General features: G+C 73.5%; 12 protein-coding genes. 7 read left to right on the plus strand and 5 right to left on the minus strand.

Annotated features, from left to right (window positions below):
* Positions 1–300 precede the first annotated feature (300 nt).
* From GHR20_RS00540 to GHR20_RS00555, 4 genes are read left to right on the plus strand one after another with little or no spacing between them, the layout of a single operon-like run.
* Entirely contained in the window at positions 301–2,058 is a 1,758-nt protein-coding gene (locus GHR20_RS00540; protein ID WP_153811779.1) for a polyprenyl synthetase family protein, read from the plus strand.
* Positions 2,055–3,710 (plus strand): phytoene desaturase, encoded by a 1,656-nt coding sequence (locus GHR20_RS00545; protein WP_153811780.1) that lies wholly within the window; start codon positions 2,055–2,057, stop codon positions 3,708–3,710. The genes GHR20_RS00540 and GHR20_RS00545 overlap by 4 nt, the downstream gene beginning before the upstream one ends.
* Positions 3,707–4,729, plus strand: coding sequence for a phytoene/squalene synthase family protein (locus tag GHR20_RS00550; RefSeq protein ID WP_153811781.1), 1,023 nt, complete (start codon positions 3,707–3,709; stop codon positions 4,727–4,729). The genes GHR20_RS00545 and GHR20_RS00550 overlap by 4 nt, the downstream gene beginning before the upstream one ends.
* Positions 4,726–5,733: a DUF5914 domain-containing protein gene (locus tag GHR20_RS00555; RefSeq protein WP_153811782.1), complete on the plus strand. Its 1,008-nt coding sequence runs from the start codon at positions 4,726–4,728 to the stop codon at positions 5,731–5,733. Before GHR20_RS00550 ends, GHR20_RS00555 begins: the two co-directional genes overlap by 4 nt.
* 528 nt (positions 5,734–6,261) lie before the next feature.
* On the opposite strand, the gene GHR20_RS00560 is transcribed toward GHR20_RS00555, so the two are convergent.
* Together GHR20_RS00560 and GHR20_RS00565 are read right to left on the minus strand one after the other, a co-directional pair.
* On the minus strand, positions 6,262–6,708 hold the full coding sequence (locus GHR20_RS00560) for a DUF5707 domain-containing protein (protein WP_153811783.1): 447 nt from the start codon (positions 6,706–6,708) through the stop codon (positions 6,262–6,264).
* Between the two features lie 127 nt (positions 6,709–6,835).
* Complete coding sequence (locus tag GHR20_RS00565) at positions 6,836–7,330, minus strand: hypothetical protein (protein ID WP_153811784.1); 495 nt, start codon at positions 7,328–7,330, stop codon at positions 6,836–6,838.
* Between the two features lie 179 nt (positions 7,331–7,509).
* On the opposite strand from GHR20_RS00565, the gene GHR20_RS00570 reads away from it, so the two are divergent.
* Positions 7,510–8,166 (plus strand): hypothetical protein, encoded by a 657-nt coding sequence (locus GHR20_RS00570; RefSeq protein WP_153811785.1) that lies wholly within the window; start codon positions 7,510–7,512, stop codon positions 8,164–8,166.
* Between the two features lie 107 nt (positions 8,167–8,273).
* Here the strand turns inward: GHR20_RS00570 and GHR20_RS37175 are convergent, their stop codons facing one another.
* Positions 8,274–8,522 carry a hypothetical protein gene (locus GHR20_RS37175; protein ID WP_243877815.1) on the minus strand — a complete coding sequence of 83 codons (249 nt, stop codon included), beginning with the start codon at positions 8,520–8,522 and terminating at the stop codon, positions 8,274–8,276.
* A gap of 624 nt (positions 8,523–9,146) precedes the next feature.
* Here GHR20_RS37175 and GHR20_RS37180 point away from each other — a divergent pair.
* Entirely contained in the window at positions 9,147–9,941 is a 795-nt protein-coding gene (locus GHR20_RS37180) for a hypothetical protein (protein WP_243877817.1), read from the plus strand.
* 108 nt (positions 9,942–10,049) lie between these two features.
* Here GHR20_RS37180 and GHR20_RS00585 read toward each other — a convergent pair whose 3' ends face one another.
* On the minus strand, positions 10,050–10,610 hold the full coding sequence (locus GHR20_RS00585; protein ID WP_194859091.1) for a TetR/AcrR family transcriptional regulator C-terminal domain-containing protein: 561 nt from the start codon (positions 10,608–10,610) through the stop codon (positions 10,050–10,052).
* Between the two features lie 72 nt (positions 10,611–10,682).
* Here GHR20_RS00585 and GHR20_RS00590 point away from each other — a divergent pair, with 72 nt between their 5' ends.
* Entirely contained in the window at positions 10,683–11,939 is a 1,257-nt protein-coding gene (locus tag GHR20_RS00590) for an FAD-dependent monooxygenase (RefSeq protein WP_243877819.1), read from the plus strand.
* A 155-nt stretch (positions 11,940–12,094) separates the two neighbouring features.
* Here GHR20_RS00590 and GHR20_RS00595 read toward each other — a convergent pair whose 3' ends face one another.
* Positions 12,095–13,135, minus strand: coding sequence for a PAS domain-containing protein (locus tag GHR20_RS00595; RefSeq protein ID WP_194858759.1), 1,041 nt, complete (start codon positions 13,133–13,135; stop codon positions 12,095–12,097).
* Positions 13,136–13,385: the final 250 nt, after the last annotated feature.

A 13,385-nucleotide genomic window follows, 5' to 3' on the forward strand; every position in this document is an offset into this window, starting at 1 on the left:
TCTCGGCAGCGACGCGCGGTGCCGGTGGTCCATTGCGGCGACGGACCGCGCCGGCGGTCCGGGGAGCACGGCGGCCCGGTCCGCGAACGCACGGACCCTGTTCTTCCGGATTGTGTACCCCGGCGGATGCAGGACACCGCCCGCGGCGAGCGGCTGAGCCCGAGTCAGGGCACCGTGGTGCAGGGGGGATCCCGGTGCCGCCGCGATCAGGTGGGGTGTTCGCGCATCCGACCGTGCCGCCCGCACCGAAGCACACGGGTGACGGGACCGACGGACGACGACACGACGGAGGGAACCTGGATGCGTCCCACCCACGCGAAGGACCACCCCGCGACCGCGCCGCCCCGACCGGTGGCGGCGGTCTCCGGGGCGTCGCTTCCGTGCAGGCCACCGGCCTGCGGCGGCCGGGAGCGGTACGACGAGGAGGCGTACGCCGTGGCAGGCGCGCCGTTCTTCGCCGGCGCCGCCGAGGTGCGCGAGGCCGATGCCGACGTGCCGGGTGCCGTCGGCCGGACACTCGACGGCGTGCTGGCGGAGCGCCTGCGCCGGGCCCGGTCGGCCGATCCCCTCTTCGCCGAGGAACTGGCCGAACGGGTGGCGCGCTTCACTCTCAAGGGTGGCAAACGCACACGCGCTCAACTGGTGTGGTGGGCGGTGCGGGCATGCGCCGGCCGGGACCCGGTGGCCGCGGCGGCCGCCCTGCGCATCGGAAGCGCCCTCGAACTGCTGCAGACGTGCGCGCTCGTCCACGACGACGTGATGGACCGGGCGGTAGTCCGGCGCGGCCGGCCCGCGCTGCACGTGGACCTGGCCGGGGGGCACGCCGGGCGGGTGGGTGACGAGCGGGCCGAGCGGTTCGGGCAGTCGGCGGCGGTCCTCGCCGGGGACCTGGCGCTGGCCTGGGCCGACGACCTGGTCGCGGAGACGCCGCTGCCGTCCCGGACGGCGATGGTGGTGCGACGGTTGTGGAGCGACATGCGCACGGAGATGGTCGCGGGCCAGTACCTGGATGTGCGGGGCCAGATCGCGGCGGCGTGGTCGCTGCCCCGGGTGCGGCGGGCGGCCTGCCTGAAGAGCGCCTTGTACTCGGTGGGGCGGCCGCTCGCCCTGGGTGCGGCAGCGGCGGGCGCCGACGACGTGACCGCGCGCCGGCTGGGGGACGCGGGCCGCTGTGTCGGCATGGCGTTCCAGCTGCGGGACGACGTGGACGACGTCTTCGGCGATCCGCGGGAGACCGGCAAGGCGTGCGGTGGCGACATCCGGGAGGGCAAGCCCACCTCTCTTCTCGCGGTCGCCCGCGCGCGGGCCGAGGCGGCGGGTGACGGCGCCGCGCTGGCCGTTCTGGAGCGGTGGCTCGGCGACCCGGCACTCACCGGCCGCGGCCTTGAGCAGGTACGGGACGTGCTGGTCGGAACGGGCGCGCGCGACGCCGTGGAAAGCAGGATCGACCGGCTCGCCGCGCGGGGGCTGTGGCACTTCGACCGTGCGGCGCTGGACACGGAGGGCTCCGGTCCGCTGCGCGCCCTGCTGCTCGCGACGGCGGGGGCGCGGCCGGACGGCACGGGGGCAGACGGCGCCCGAGCAGATGGGGCGCGGGTCAATGGGGCGCGGACGAACGGGGCTCGGGCAGGTGGGGCGCAGACGAGGGAAGCGCCGCTGGACGGGGCACGGACGAGCGACGCGCGGGCGGACAGCGCGCGGACAGATGGCGCGCGGACGAACGAGGCGCCGCCGCCGGATTGCGCGGGGACGGACGAGGCACCGCCGCACGAGGCACGAACGAACGGCACGCAGGTGGACGGCGCTCGGGTGAACGAGGCGCGGGCAGGTGAGGCGCAGACGAACGAAGCGCCGCCGGACGGGGCACGGACGAACAACGCGCGGTCGGACGGGACTCGGGCAGACGGCACGCGGGCAGACGGCGCGCGGGTCAACGACGCGCGGGCGAACGGGGTCCGGGCGGACGCGGTGCCGCCGGACGGGGACGCCGTACGCCCGTGGCCCGCGCCCAGCCCGTACGGGCATCCTGTTCGCGGCGGCGCGGGGAGCGGCCGGTGACCCGCGCTCTGCCCGGTCCCACGGACCACGTGGTGGTCGTCGGCGCCGGGCTGGCCGGGCTGTCGGCGGCGTTGCATCTGCTGGGCGCCGGGCGGCGGGTCACCGTCGTCGAGCGCGAGGAACTGCCGGGAGGCAGAGCCGGGCGCCTCGACCTGGCCGGATACCGGATCGACACCGGGCCCACCGTGCTGACCATGCCCGAGCTGGCCGACGAGGCGTTCGCCGCCGTCGGCGACAGCCTGCGCGAGCGGGTCGACCTCGTCCCCCTTCATCCCGCCTACCGGGCCTGCTTCGCGGACGGCAGCACGCTCGACGTGCACACGGGCGCGGACGCGATGGCCGCCGAGGTGGAGCGGTTCGCCGGGGCCGCCGAGGCGGCGGGGTACCGCCGGCTTCGCGACTGGCTCCAGCGCCTGTACCGGGTCCAGATGCGACGCTTCATCGACACCAACTTCGACTCGCCCCTGGGTCTGCTCAACGCCGACCTCGCCCGGCTGGCGGCGCTGGGCGGCTTCGGCCGGCTGGACGCCCGGATCGGCCGCTTCCTGAGCGACGAACGGCTGCGCCGGGTCTTCTCCTTCCAGGCCCTGTACGCGGGTGTGCCCCCGGCGCGGGCGCTGGCCGCCTACGCGGTCATCTCCTACATGGACACGGTCGCCGGCGTGTACTTCCCCCGGGGCGGCATGCACGCGCTGCCGCGGGCGATGGCGCAGGCGGCCGCCGAGGCGGGCGCCGAGCTGTGCTTCGGGCAGCGGGTGACCCGGCTGGAGCGGTCGGGCGAACGGGTCACCGCCGTCGTCACCGACACCGGCCGCATTCCGTGCGACGCGGTCGTCCTCACCCCGGACCTGCCCGTCGCCTACCGTCTGCTCGGCCGCCGGCCGCGCAGACCGCTCGGGCTGCGGCACTCGCCCTCCGCGGTCGTGCTGCACGCCGGCACGGACCGCACCTGGCCCCAACTCGCCCACCACACCATCTCGTTCGGCGCGGCGTGGCACTCCACGTTCGACGAACTCACCCGCTCCGGCGATCTGATGAGCGACCCGTCACTGCTGGTCACCCGCCCCACCGCCACGGACCCCGGCCTCGCGCCGCCGGGCCGCCATCTGCATTACGTCCTCGCCCCCTGCCCCAACACCGACATCGGCCCGGACGCGGCGGCCTGGTCCGATCTGGGACCGCGCTACCGGGACATCCTGCTGCGGGAGCTGGAGCGACGCGGGCTGGCCGGGTTCGAAGCCGCCATCGAGGCGGAATGCCTGGTCACCCCGGCCGACTGGCACGCTCTGGGGCACGCGGCCGGCACCCCTTTCTCCGCCGCCCACACCTTCACGCAGACCGGCCCGTTCCGGCCGCGCAACACGGTGCGCGGCACACAGAACGCGGTCCTGGCCGGCTGCGGCACCACCCCCGGCGTCGGTGTGCCGACCGTGCTGCTGTCCGGGAAGCTCGCCGCGGCCCGCGTCACGGGCGTCCCACCGCGTCGAGGCACTCGCGCGCGTCCCCCGGCGGCCCCCGCCCGCGCCGACCGGACGGACGCCCCAGCCCCTACGGCGTCCCCGACGGCGTCCGGGACCCCGGCTGTCGCGGGGCAGCCCGAAGCGCCGGGGGGCCTCCTGGCCGCCCCCACGAACGAAGGCAGGACGGGATGACCGATCGAGAACTGGCCGCGGCGGGGATCAGCGACCCGGGGCTCCGCGCGGCCTACCGCCACTGCCGCGCCCTCAACGCCCGGCACGGCAGGACGTACTTCCTCGCCACCCGGCTGCTGCCCGTCGAACGCCGGTCCGCCGTGCACGCCCTGTACGGCTTCGCCCGCTGGGCCGATGACATCGTCGACTGCCCCGCCCCCGGGGCCGGAGCCGAGGCGTGCGCGGGGGCGCTGGCGCGGCTCCAGGCGGAACTGGAGGAGGGGCTGCGACGGGGCGGCAGCGGCGAGCCCGTGGTGCACGCGCTCGCCGACACCGCCCGCCGCTACGGCATCGACCACGCCCATTTCCGGGACTTCATGACCGCTATGCGCTCCGACCTGGTCGTGACGTCCTACCCCACCTACTCCGATCTGCGCGCGTACACACACGGCTCCGCGGCGGTGATCGGGCTCGAGATGCTGCCGGTGCTGGGCACGGTGGTGCCACGGGAGGAAGCCGCGCCGTACGCCGCGGCGCTCGGCGTCGCCTTCCAGCTCAGCAACTTCCTGCGGGACGTCGGCGAGGACCTGGACCGCGGGCGCGTGTACCTGCCCGGCGATCTGCTCGCCGGGCACGGCGTCGACCGGGAACTGCTGGCGTGGAGCCGCGCGGAGGGGCGCCCGGACCGCCGGATCACCGCCGCGCTCCGGGAGTTCGAGGCGCTGACCCGTGGCGTCTACCGGTCGGCGGTCCCCGGGATCGGGCTGCTCGACCCGGTGGCACGGCCCTGCATCCGTACGGCCGCCGTCCTGTACGGGGGCATCCTCGACGCCGTGGCCCGCGACGGCTACACCGTGCTGCACCGGCGGTCGGTGGTGGGGCGGCGGCGCAGAGCGGTGGTCGCCGCGGACGGGCTCGCCCGGGTGGTGACGGCCCGGCTGCGGGCGCGCAGCGGTCCCGTGCGCCGGCCGGGGGGCGGTGCCCGCCTGCCCGTGGCGGCCCGGGCGACGGCCGTCCGCCCCGCCGGGGAGGCCGCGTGAAGCGCCGTCACCTGCCGCTGTCGTGGCGCCGCGACGCCGTGCCGTGGGAACGGCAGCGAGCCACCTGGCGCGAGGCACGGCCCGCGGTGATCGCCGGGGCGTTGAAGCGGGCGGGGGCCCGGCCGTCCGGGAACTGGTACGTCGTCGGCGCCTCACGTGCCCTGCGCGGGGACGGCAAGCTCGCGCTGAGCGTGGCAGGGCACGAGGTCGTGGTGTGGCGGGGGCCCGACGGACGCCCCGTCGGCGGTCCCGGGATCTGCCCGCACCTCGGAGCACCGCTGCGGGACAGCCCGGTGCGCTGCGGCAGGCTGGTGTGCCACTGGCACGGGCTGGCCCTGAACGGGGGCCCGGACGCGGGCTGGTCCCCGCTGCCGGTGCACGACGACGGGGTACTGGTGTGGCTGCGCCTGGACGCGGTGGGCGGCGAGGAGCCGTGGGACGCGCCGGTCGTTCCGCGCCGTCCCGAGCCCGCGCGCGCCGTCACGGCCGTCTACACGGGCACGGGAGTCTGCGAGCCCGAGGACGTGGTGGCCAACCGGCTCGACCCGTGGCACGGGGCATGGTTCCATCCCTACGCGTTCGCCGACCTGACGGTGGTGGACGCGCCCGAGGGACCGCTCGGCGCGGACGGCGACGGCTCGGACGCCCTGACCGTCGACGTGTCCTTCAAAGCGGCGGGCCGACTGGTCGTGCCGGTCCGCGCCGTCTTCACCGCGCCCGGACCACGTACGGTCGTCATGCGCATCACACGTGGCGAGGGCGTCGGCTCCGTCGTGGAGACCCATGCCACGCCGCTGGGCCCGGACGAAGCCGGCCGGCCCCGCACCGCCGTGACCGAGGCGGTGGTCGCCGCGTCGGACCGACCGGGGTTCGCGGCCGCCCGCCGTGCCGCACCGCTGCTGCGTCCCCTGATGCGCGCCGCGGCCGCGCGGCTGTGGCGTGACGACCTGGCCTACGCGGAGCGCCGCTGGCAGCTGCGCGCCACGGGGCGCTTCCCGGGCTGAACGGCACGCGGGCCCGGCCGCCTGGGGACCGGCCGTCGTACCGGCCTCTCTCGCCGCGCGCTCCTCACCGGCCGGCGCGGGTCCGCGGCATGGGAGACGTCCGCTTCGCGGCGGTCCCCGGTGAGGGGCGCTCGATCGGGGCCGGCGCGTCGTCGGCGAGGACGTCGGGTTCGGGAATCCTTGGCGGGACAGCCGGAGCATCGCGGCGATCCGCCGCTCCACCGCTTCCGTGACGGCCGGGTCGATCGGGGACTGCCGGGCGGCCTGGGCGGTCCGCCTCGATCGCGCGGCGGTAGCCGTCCGGCACGGTGCGGCGTGTCACGGGCGCGGCGGGCGACGCGGCGCTCACGAAGCCACTTCCGCAGGTGGTCGTCGCCGTAGCCCTTGTCCGCATGAAGCCTGGCCGGGCGCCGCCGATGTGATCCCGGCTCGCCCCGAGCACCGGGGCTCTCGAGGAGCACCCGGTGCAGTCGGGCCCGCACCCGCGCCCGTGGTCGCCCATCCACCCTCGGGTTCGGACCGGGTACGTCAGTGCTTGAGGGTGAAGGTCGTGGCCTTGGGCTCGAAGGTCGTGCCATGGTCCTTCGCGGTCGCGAGCGCGGACACGTACCAGGTGCCCTCGGGCAGCGCGGCGGATTCCCGGGCCGAGCTCTTCGCGGTGTAGGTGCAGACGGAGGTCGTCGTCGAAGTCGCCTTGCACGTGGCGCCCTCGACGGCCTTCATCTCGTCGGCCGTGGGCGCGAGACCCGAACTCGCAGGCCAGGCCAGCACCTTCAGGCCCTTGACTCCAGAGCTGTCGGCGACAGTGGCCGTGAAGGTGAGCGAGGCCCCGGCGGTCGAAGTGGTGTAGCGGGCGGCAGCCTTGGAGATCGTCGGCTTGGCAGGCGCCGCGGCGTCGGCCGAGGTGGCGAACGCGACGGCGCCGGCGACGGCGGCGGCTCCGACGAGCGACGAGACGACGAGGCGCTTGGACATGGGGTGTCTCCCTGGGTAGCTGCTGCTGGTTCCGTCCGCCGGGCACGCTGTTCGCCGCGACGTCATGGGACCAGCGTGCGTCGGCGGGCCTTTGCTCGACATGAGTACGGCTACTCAACTGGCCTACTCAGACGTCGTTTTCTCCCGTTGTCTCATCACGGAACGCGGAGTCGCGGGCCGTGGTGGGCCGGGCGGTGTGGCCGGGGTGTCCCCGGGTGCGCCGCTGCTCCTTCAGCTCCGCCTCGTACAGATGGTCCCTGCCCGCGACCAGCTCCCGGCGCGCCTGGGCCTCCATCTCCTTGAACGGCGCGTAGTAGGCGGCGTTGTACGCCTCGACGATCTGGAACGTCCAGTGGCCCGGAATCACGTTGCGGCCCAGGATCTCCCGCTGCACCCGGTCCGCCCATCCGCCGTGGCCGGCCTCGCGCAGCAGCGCCACAGCGCGGTCCAGCGCGAAGTCGGCTCCTCCGGTCAGCTGGTGGAAGGCGTAGAGGTGACCGCGGGCGCGTTCGGTCGTCTCCAACGCCTCCGACAACGCCCCGAGGGCCTGCACGAGGGTGTCCGACACGCCCGGCGGGCGCAGGTGCGCGCCGTCCGGGCCGTCGGCAGGGTGAGTGCTCATGCACCGACCCTCTCCCCCGCTCGACGGGCCGCGCACCAGCGTCGGCTTGCCGGGCCTCCGCGTCCACCCGCCTGGCGGACACGTCCCGGTCGCGGCGGGGACGGGGCGACCGGCCGACGCATGCTATAGCTCTGGTCAAAGCTGCACAGGGCGGTTCCCCGCGATGCCACGATCGGCCGATGTCTGCAGAGATAACAGATTCTTCGAATGCCCCGATCAAGGTCAGAGCCGACAACAGGGTCTACAAAGCACCCCTGTTGGGCGGGGCGTTGCCCATCGGCCTCGGGACGATACGGCTCGGGCTCCGGCTGGCCAACGGACGCGGCAGTTCGCCGGGGGCCGGCTGGCCGGGCTTGATCGTCGCCGTACTCGCGGTCGTCGTTCCCCTGGTGTGGTTCGCCGGAGGGCTGGCGCTGCGCCGGGTGAAAGCCGGCATCGCCCTGGAAGACGGTGTGCTGAGGGTCCACGACCGCTGGGGGCGGCTCGTCCTGCTCACCCTGGAGTCCGACGTCACCGGTTTGCACCACGTCCGGATACCCGTGGACGGCCACAAGGACCGCCTGGTGCTCACCTCGGTGGACGACACGCCCTTGGTCCTCGACACCCGCTTGTGGGAAGAAGAGCCTCTGCGGCGCCTGCTGGGCCGGTTGACCGCCCCGCCGGCCGAGGCACCGGTCAGGCAGCAGGGAATGCTGACCTGGCCCCAGTTCCGCACCCGCTTTCCCGGCGCCAAGGTGCCGTGGCGTCAGGTGCACTTCGGGTGGTTCACCACGCTGGTGGTGATCCTCGCCATCGCCTATATCGCCTTCTTCGTGAACCTGTCCTACTTCGTCTGACCCGGCAGGCGTCAGGCGGTGGGCTCGAAAGGCCGGTCGAGCGCGGGCAGTTCGGGCCACTGCTGCCGCCGGCGGGCGGCGAGATCCTCGTACGGGCCGGACCGTCATCATTCGCGGTCGCGCAGGAAGGCGGGAATGTCGTCGCGGGCCGGGTAGTTCGGCAGGGGCACCGCCGGTTTGCCCTGAAGGAAGGCGGTGATGACGGCGACGGCTCGGTCGTCGTTGTCGTCGAGGCCCTTCCACATGTGGTGTCCGACTCCGGGCAGGCACTGCGTGCGCCGGATGGCGGGGTCGTCGGCGAGGACGGTGGTCTCCCATCGGCGGACCTGGGAGGAGCACTCGGCGATCATCAGCATCGCGGGGGTCCGGAAGCGCCGCAGCCGGGGGGCGATGGAGGGCGAGTCCTCGACCGTCCGCCGGACGCGGAGGCCGGCGGCGGGGCTGAAGGAGAAGTTCCGCGCGGTGCCCTCGGCGGGGATACGGTGCGCGTCGCGCGCGCAGTAGGGACTTCTCGAGGTCGCGGGCGCTGAGCCGCTCCAACGGTTCGAGCATCGACGTGCGGAAGATCGCGGAGTTGTGCGCCGTCCGCCGCGAGATCGAAGCCGTCGAACCGCCGCGACTCCCGTCCGCGGACGAGATGGTGGGCATCCATCCCCTGGCACTGAAGCGGCCACACCGGTGGGAGGCGGCGATCGCCGCGATGATCTACGCCGCCAGCGGGCAGGTCGCCCTGCGGGAGGAGATCATCAAGGGGCGGGAGCTGCTGGACCGGCTGCCGAAGCCCGATCGGAGCGCGCTCACCGTGTCCCGCGTGCTGGCACTGGTCCCCGCGATGATCGCCGGCTTCCGCTTCAGCCGGCAGGGCGAGGCGTTCAACCCGGGGGCGAACCGCTATCGGGAGGGCGCGCGTTTCCTGTCGGTGCTACTGGAGGAGCTGCCTGCCCTGGAGGTGGAGATCGGACTGGGCGCACCGGGCCGGTGTGAGCAACCCGCTGATGCCGGAACACGTCAGCTCGACGGGCGCGCACCGCATGGTCGCGTTCGTGGCCGCGCTGCTGGACAACTCGCGGGCCGGGCGGCGCACCGTCAGCGTCTCCCAGCAGACGGCGACCGACCGCGCGGCGGGCACGGTCGACTCCCTCGTCTTCCGGCACTACGCGCTCGAAGGAAAGCTGGAACACCTCCTGCGCGCCGTCGACCAGCACGCGGACGACATACGGGTGGTGCTGGCGTGGCACGACACCGTCTCGGCGACGCGTTTCGGGTTCACCCCGCTCGATCCGTTCAGCGAGCTGGTGGAGCGGGACATGGAGGAGGTGTTCGGACCCGACTGGACCGGCGCGCCCACCGATCCGCGATGGAGCGGCGGGGGGACGCTGGACTCGGCCGTCGAGGAGGCGAAGGGGAAGATGGCGCGGTTCATGCGGGAGGCGCCGCTGGACCTCGACCGGCTGCTCAGGCTGCACAAGGACTCCGAGACTCCGAGTGAGCGAGGTGTGTCGGCGCTCCACTGGTTCGACCGGCACCAGCGGCGACCGCTCGACGTCCGGGCCCGTTACGACGTCGCCTTCCACCACCGCCTGGCCCTGACCACGCTGGAGAAGGACGGCGTGGGGATCGGCATGGAACGGGGATGGGACGCGTACCAGTGGCCGGCCTGGAGCGCCGCGTACGGCTCCGCCCGAGCGGGGGTGCCGCTGCTGTACGCCAGAAGCTCGACCGAGCCCGCGAGCCAGGTCTCGCTGCGGAGCTTCAATCTCCGGCAGTTCTGGTGAGAACCAACCCGTCGTGCTTCGTCGGTCGGATTCCGGGTCTGGTGGATCTCCCTGCCCGTAGGGCATCTGAGCCCGCAGGGCATGTGCTCCGAGGGACCGGTCGACCCCCTACATGCCGGTGCGTCGCGCGAGGCCGTTCAGGAGGAGGGCGAGGCCCGCCTCGAACGCCGACTCGTGATCGATCACCGGCATGTCAGCGGGCCGCTCCGCGCCGTCGCCGGGGCCCGTGTCCGCCTGCTCTTCCAGGACGCTGCCGACGGTGAAGCGGCTGGCGGCCAGCATCGCCATCTGGGCGTCCCGCTCGGGCACGCCGGAGGCGACGAGGAAGTCCATCTTGCGGCGGAGCCGGGCGAGGTCGCCGCCGGGGGTGCTGCCCGCGTGGAGCCGTGCGCCGTCCCGGCGCATCAGCAGGGTGCGCCGGAAACTGCGCGTGTTGTCCGCGAACCAGTCCCGCCAGTCGTCGCCGGGTGTCGGCAGGGGCGCGGTCGCATGGGGTTCCATCGCCGCTTCCGCCATGGCGGCGAGGAGGTCCTTCTTGGTGTGGAAGTACCAGTAGAGCGACGGCTGTTCCACGTTCAGCCGCTTCGCCAGCCGTCTCGTGCTCACGGCGTCCAGCCCGACCTCGTCGAGCAGGCCGAGGGCCTCGGTGACGACAACTTCGCGGTTCATCTTGGTCACGTTGACAATCTATCGCTGATAGATGACGCTGGGAAGGAATCTTTCACCGATAGATTTGGGGGGATGGGCATGGCGGAGGGATCGGGCGGGCGGCCCTTACGGGTGCTCGTCGCCGGTGGCGGAATCGCGGGGCAGGCCCTGGCTTTCTGGCTCGCCCGGGGCGGCCACCGGGTGACCGTCGTCGAACGCTTTCCGGCGCTGCGGGCCGCCGGGGCCCAGGTCGATCTGCGCGGCCAGGGCATCGAGGCCGTCGAGCGCATGGGGCTGCTCGACGCCGTCCGGGGCAGGCTCGTGGACGAGGCGGGCGTCGCCCTGGTCGACGCCCGCGGCAGGGCCAGGGCGACGATCATGGCCAACACCTCGGGGAAGGGCCGGCAGACCCTCACCTCCGAGTACGAGATCATGCGCGGGGACCTGGTGCGCATCCTGCACGATGCGACGAGGAAGGATGCCGAGTACGTCTTCGGCAAGAGCGTGGACGGCTTCGCACAGGACGAACACCGGGTCGTCGCGCACTTCTCCGACGGCACCCGCGGCGAGTACGACCTCCTGGTCGGCGCCGACGGGCAGGGCTCGCGCATCCGGCGGGCGATCCTCCCGGACGGCTTCGACCCGTACTGGCGCGTCGGCATCCACATGGCCTACTGGTTCGTCCCGCGCATCGCCTCCGACAGCACCATCCGGGACACCTACATGGTCCCGGGCGGCCGCCAGATCATGCGCCGCAGCCACAACCCGGCCGAGACCCAGGTGTACTTCGTCCTACGGGAGGAATCCGAGGACGCCTCGGCGATCCACCGCGCGCCCGTCGAGCACCAGCAGGAGTTCTGGGCGAGCAGGTTCCACGATGCCGGATGGCAGACCGAACGCTTCGTCGAGGGCATGAGGTCCAGCCCGTTCTTCTACTCCCAGGAGATCGTCCAGGTCCGCACCGACACCTGGTCCAGGGGCCATGTGGTCCTGGCCGGTGACGCCGCCCACTGCGCCTCCCCCTACAGCGGCATGGGCATCTCCGGCGGCCTGGTGGGCGCCCACGTCCTGGCCGGCGAGATCAACCGCCACCCCGCCGACCTGCCGACCGCCCTGGCCAACTACGAGAGCATGCTGCGGCCCTTCGTCGACACGATCCAGAGCCAGGTCAAACCGCGCCTGCTACGCCTGGCCATGCCGATGACCCGGCGGGCGATCGGCGCCTTCCAGGCCACCACCGCACTGGCCTGCCGCCTGCACCTCCCCGACCTCGCCGCGCGCCTCTCGAAGGAGGACCGCGGAGGCACCTGGCAACTCCCCGAGAACCCGGCACCGCTCAGCACCGTGTGAGAGTGACCGTGCAGTTCGTACGGACGGTCATCGCAGGCGCCCTCGACCGGGCGGCCCGTTTCAGGCGTCGAGCCGTTCCGACCGGACCGGCAACCGCCCGGTCGGCGCGTGAGGACCCGGCGCACACCTTCGTGCCCCGCACCTCGCGAGGGTCGTCACACCGGGCTGGAGGGGTGGGCCGCCGTGGGTGAGCGGGGTGGCCAGGTGCGGGGCGAGAGGATGCCGAGGACGTAGGCGCGGGCGACCAGCGCGGGGCGCGTCGGCGCTTCGAGGAGGACGCGGAGCCGGCTCAGGTGATAGTCCAGGGTCTGCCGCGACAGGTGCAGTTCCTCGGCGATGTCCGCGTTGCTGCGGCCCGCCGCGAGCAGGGCGACTATGCGGACCTGCGCGGCGGTCAGGGTGGGCTGGGTCAGCTGGCGTCGGCCCAGGTGGGTGGCTACGGCCCACACACCGGTGACGCCCGGCGCCGCCGAGCCGACGGTGGTCAGCCGGATGCGGGCCCGGCGCTGCCAGCCCTCCCCGTCGACGAGCACCGCCGAGGCGCGGGCGCTTCTGCGCCGGCCGGTTATCAGGTCGTCCCAGACGCGTGACAGGGCGCTGCGCTCGGGTGTGTCGGCGAGCAGGGACGCGGCGTGCAGACCGGTCAGATCGGAGAGGCGCAGGCGCAGGATCTCGGCCGTGGCGGTGCCTGCCTCGCTCACTCGTCCGTCCGGGGCCAGCCGGACGCAGGCCAGTCCGCTGTGGTCGCGCAGCGCGCGTAAGTCCGCCTCGGCCCGGTGGCGTTGGTCCAGCGCCCGGACGTAGTCGGTGACGTCGACGTAGATACCGGCGACGCAGCGTTCGTCACCCCAGCGGACGGGAAACCGGTAGCCCGCCGCGTGTGCGGAGGAGCCGTCGGGGCGGCGGTAGGTGAGCGCGTGCCGCAGGGGCTTGCTGTCGGTCAGGACCTGTCGGTCCATGGCGAGGAACCGGCTGGCGTTGGCGGGTTCGTCGAGGTCGGACAGGTGGCGGCCGATCACCGCGTCGCGGGTCGTCCCGTACAGGTGGGCGTAGGCGTGGTTGGCCCACACATAGCGTCCGGCGCCGTCGCGCATGAAGGCGGCGGCCGGGGTGAGTTCGGCGAGGGCTCCGAACGGGTTCCGGCCGGGCGGGCCGGGCGTTTCGTCCAGGCGTGTCGTGCGTTCCGTCTCGTCCACAGCCCACTCCTTCAATACTGCACGATATGACGTTGGGTGACGTCTCGTGCGTAAGCCGTAGCACTCCGGGAACACGGGAGGACCGGGCGCTCTCAGGGCCTGCACCATCTGGGCGCTAGCGCATCACGACACCTTCACAGGGCGCCAAACACCCAGCGAGATAAGGCATTTGCCTGAATGGATCGCGTCATGCGGCCGCTGGGAGGTGAGTTCGGACTGGTTCGCTTGAAGGAGGAGAACCGGCGGGCGT

The sequence above is a fragment of the Streptomyces sp. SUK 48 genome (genome assembly GCF_009650765.1).
Classification (GTDB): domain Bacteria; phylum Actinomycetota; class Actinomycetes; order Streptomycetales; family Streptomycetaceae; genus Streptomyces.

Excerpts from the sequence above, each read along its gene's own strand:
- GHR20_RS37175 (WP_243877815.1), bottom strand. The coding sequence starts at position 8,522 with ATGCTGATGATCGCCGAGTGCTCCTCCCAGGTCCGCCGATGGGAGACC.
- GHR20_RS00590 (WP_243877819.1), top strand. The coding sequence starts at position 10,683 with ATGGGCATGGCGGAGGGATCGGGCGGGCGGCCCTTACGGGTGCTCGTC.
- GHR20_RS00570 (WP_153811785.1), top strand. The coding sequence starts at position 7,510 with ATGTCTGCAGAGATAACAGATTCTTCGAATGCCCCGATCAAGGTCAGA.
- GHR20_RS00585 (WP_194859091.1), bottom strand. The coding sequence starts at position 10,610 with ATGAACCGCGAAGTTGTCGTCACCGAGGCCCTCGGCCTGCTCGACGAG.
- GHR20_RS00560 (WP_153811783.1), bottom strand. The coding sequence starts at position 6,708 with ATGTCCAAGCGCCTCGTCGTCTCGTCGCTCGTCGGAGCCGCCGCCGTC.
- GHR20_RS00540 (WP_153811779.1), top strand. The coding sequence starts at position 301 with ATGCGTCCCACCCACGCGAAGGACCACCCCGCGACCGCGCCGCCCCGA.
- GHR20_RS00565 (WP_153811784.1), bottom strand. The coding sequence starts at position 7,330 with ATGAGCACTCACCCTGCCGACGGCCCGGACGGCGCGCACCTGCGCCCG.
- GHR20_RS00550 (WP_153811781.1), top strand. The coding sequence starts at position 3,707 with ATGACCGATCGAGAACTGGCCGCGGCGGGGATCAGCGACCCGGGGCTC.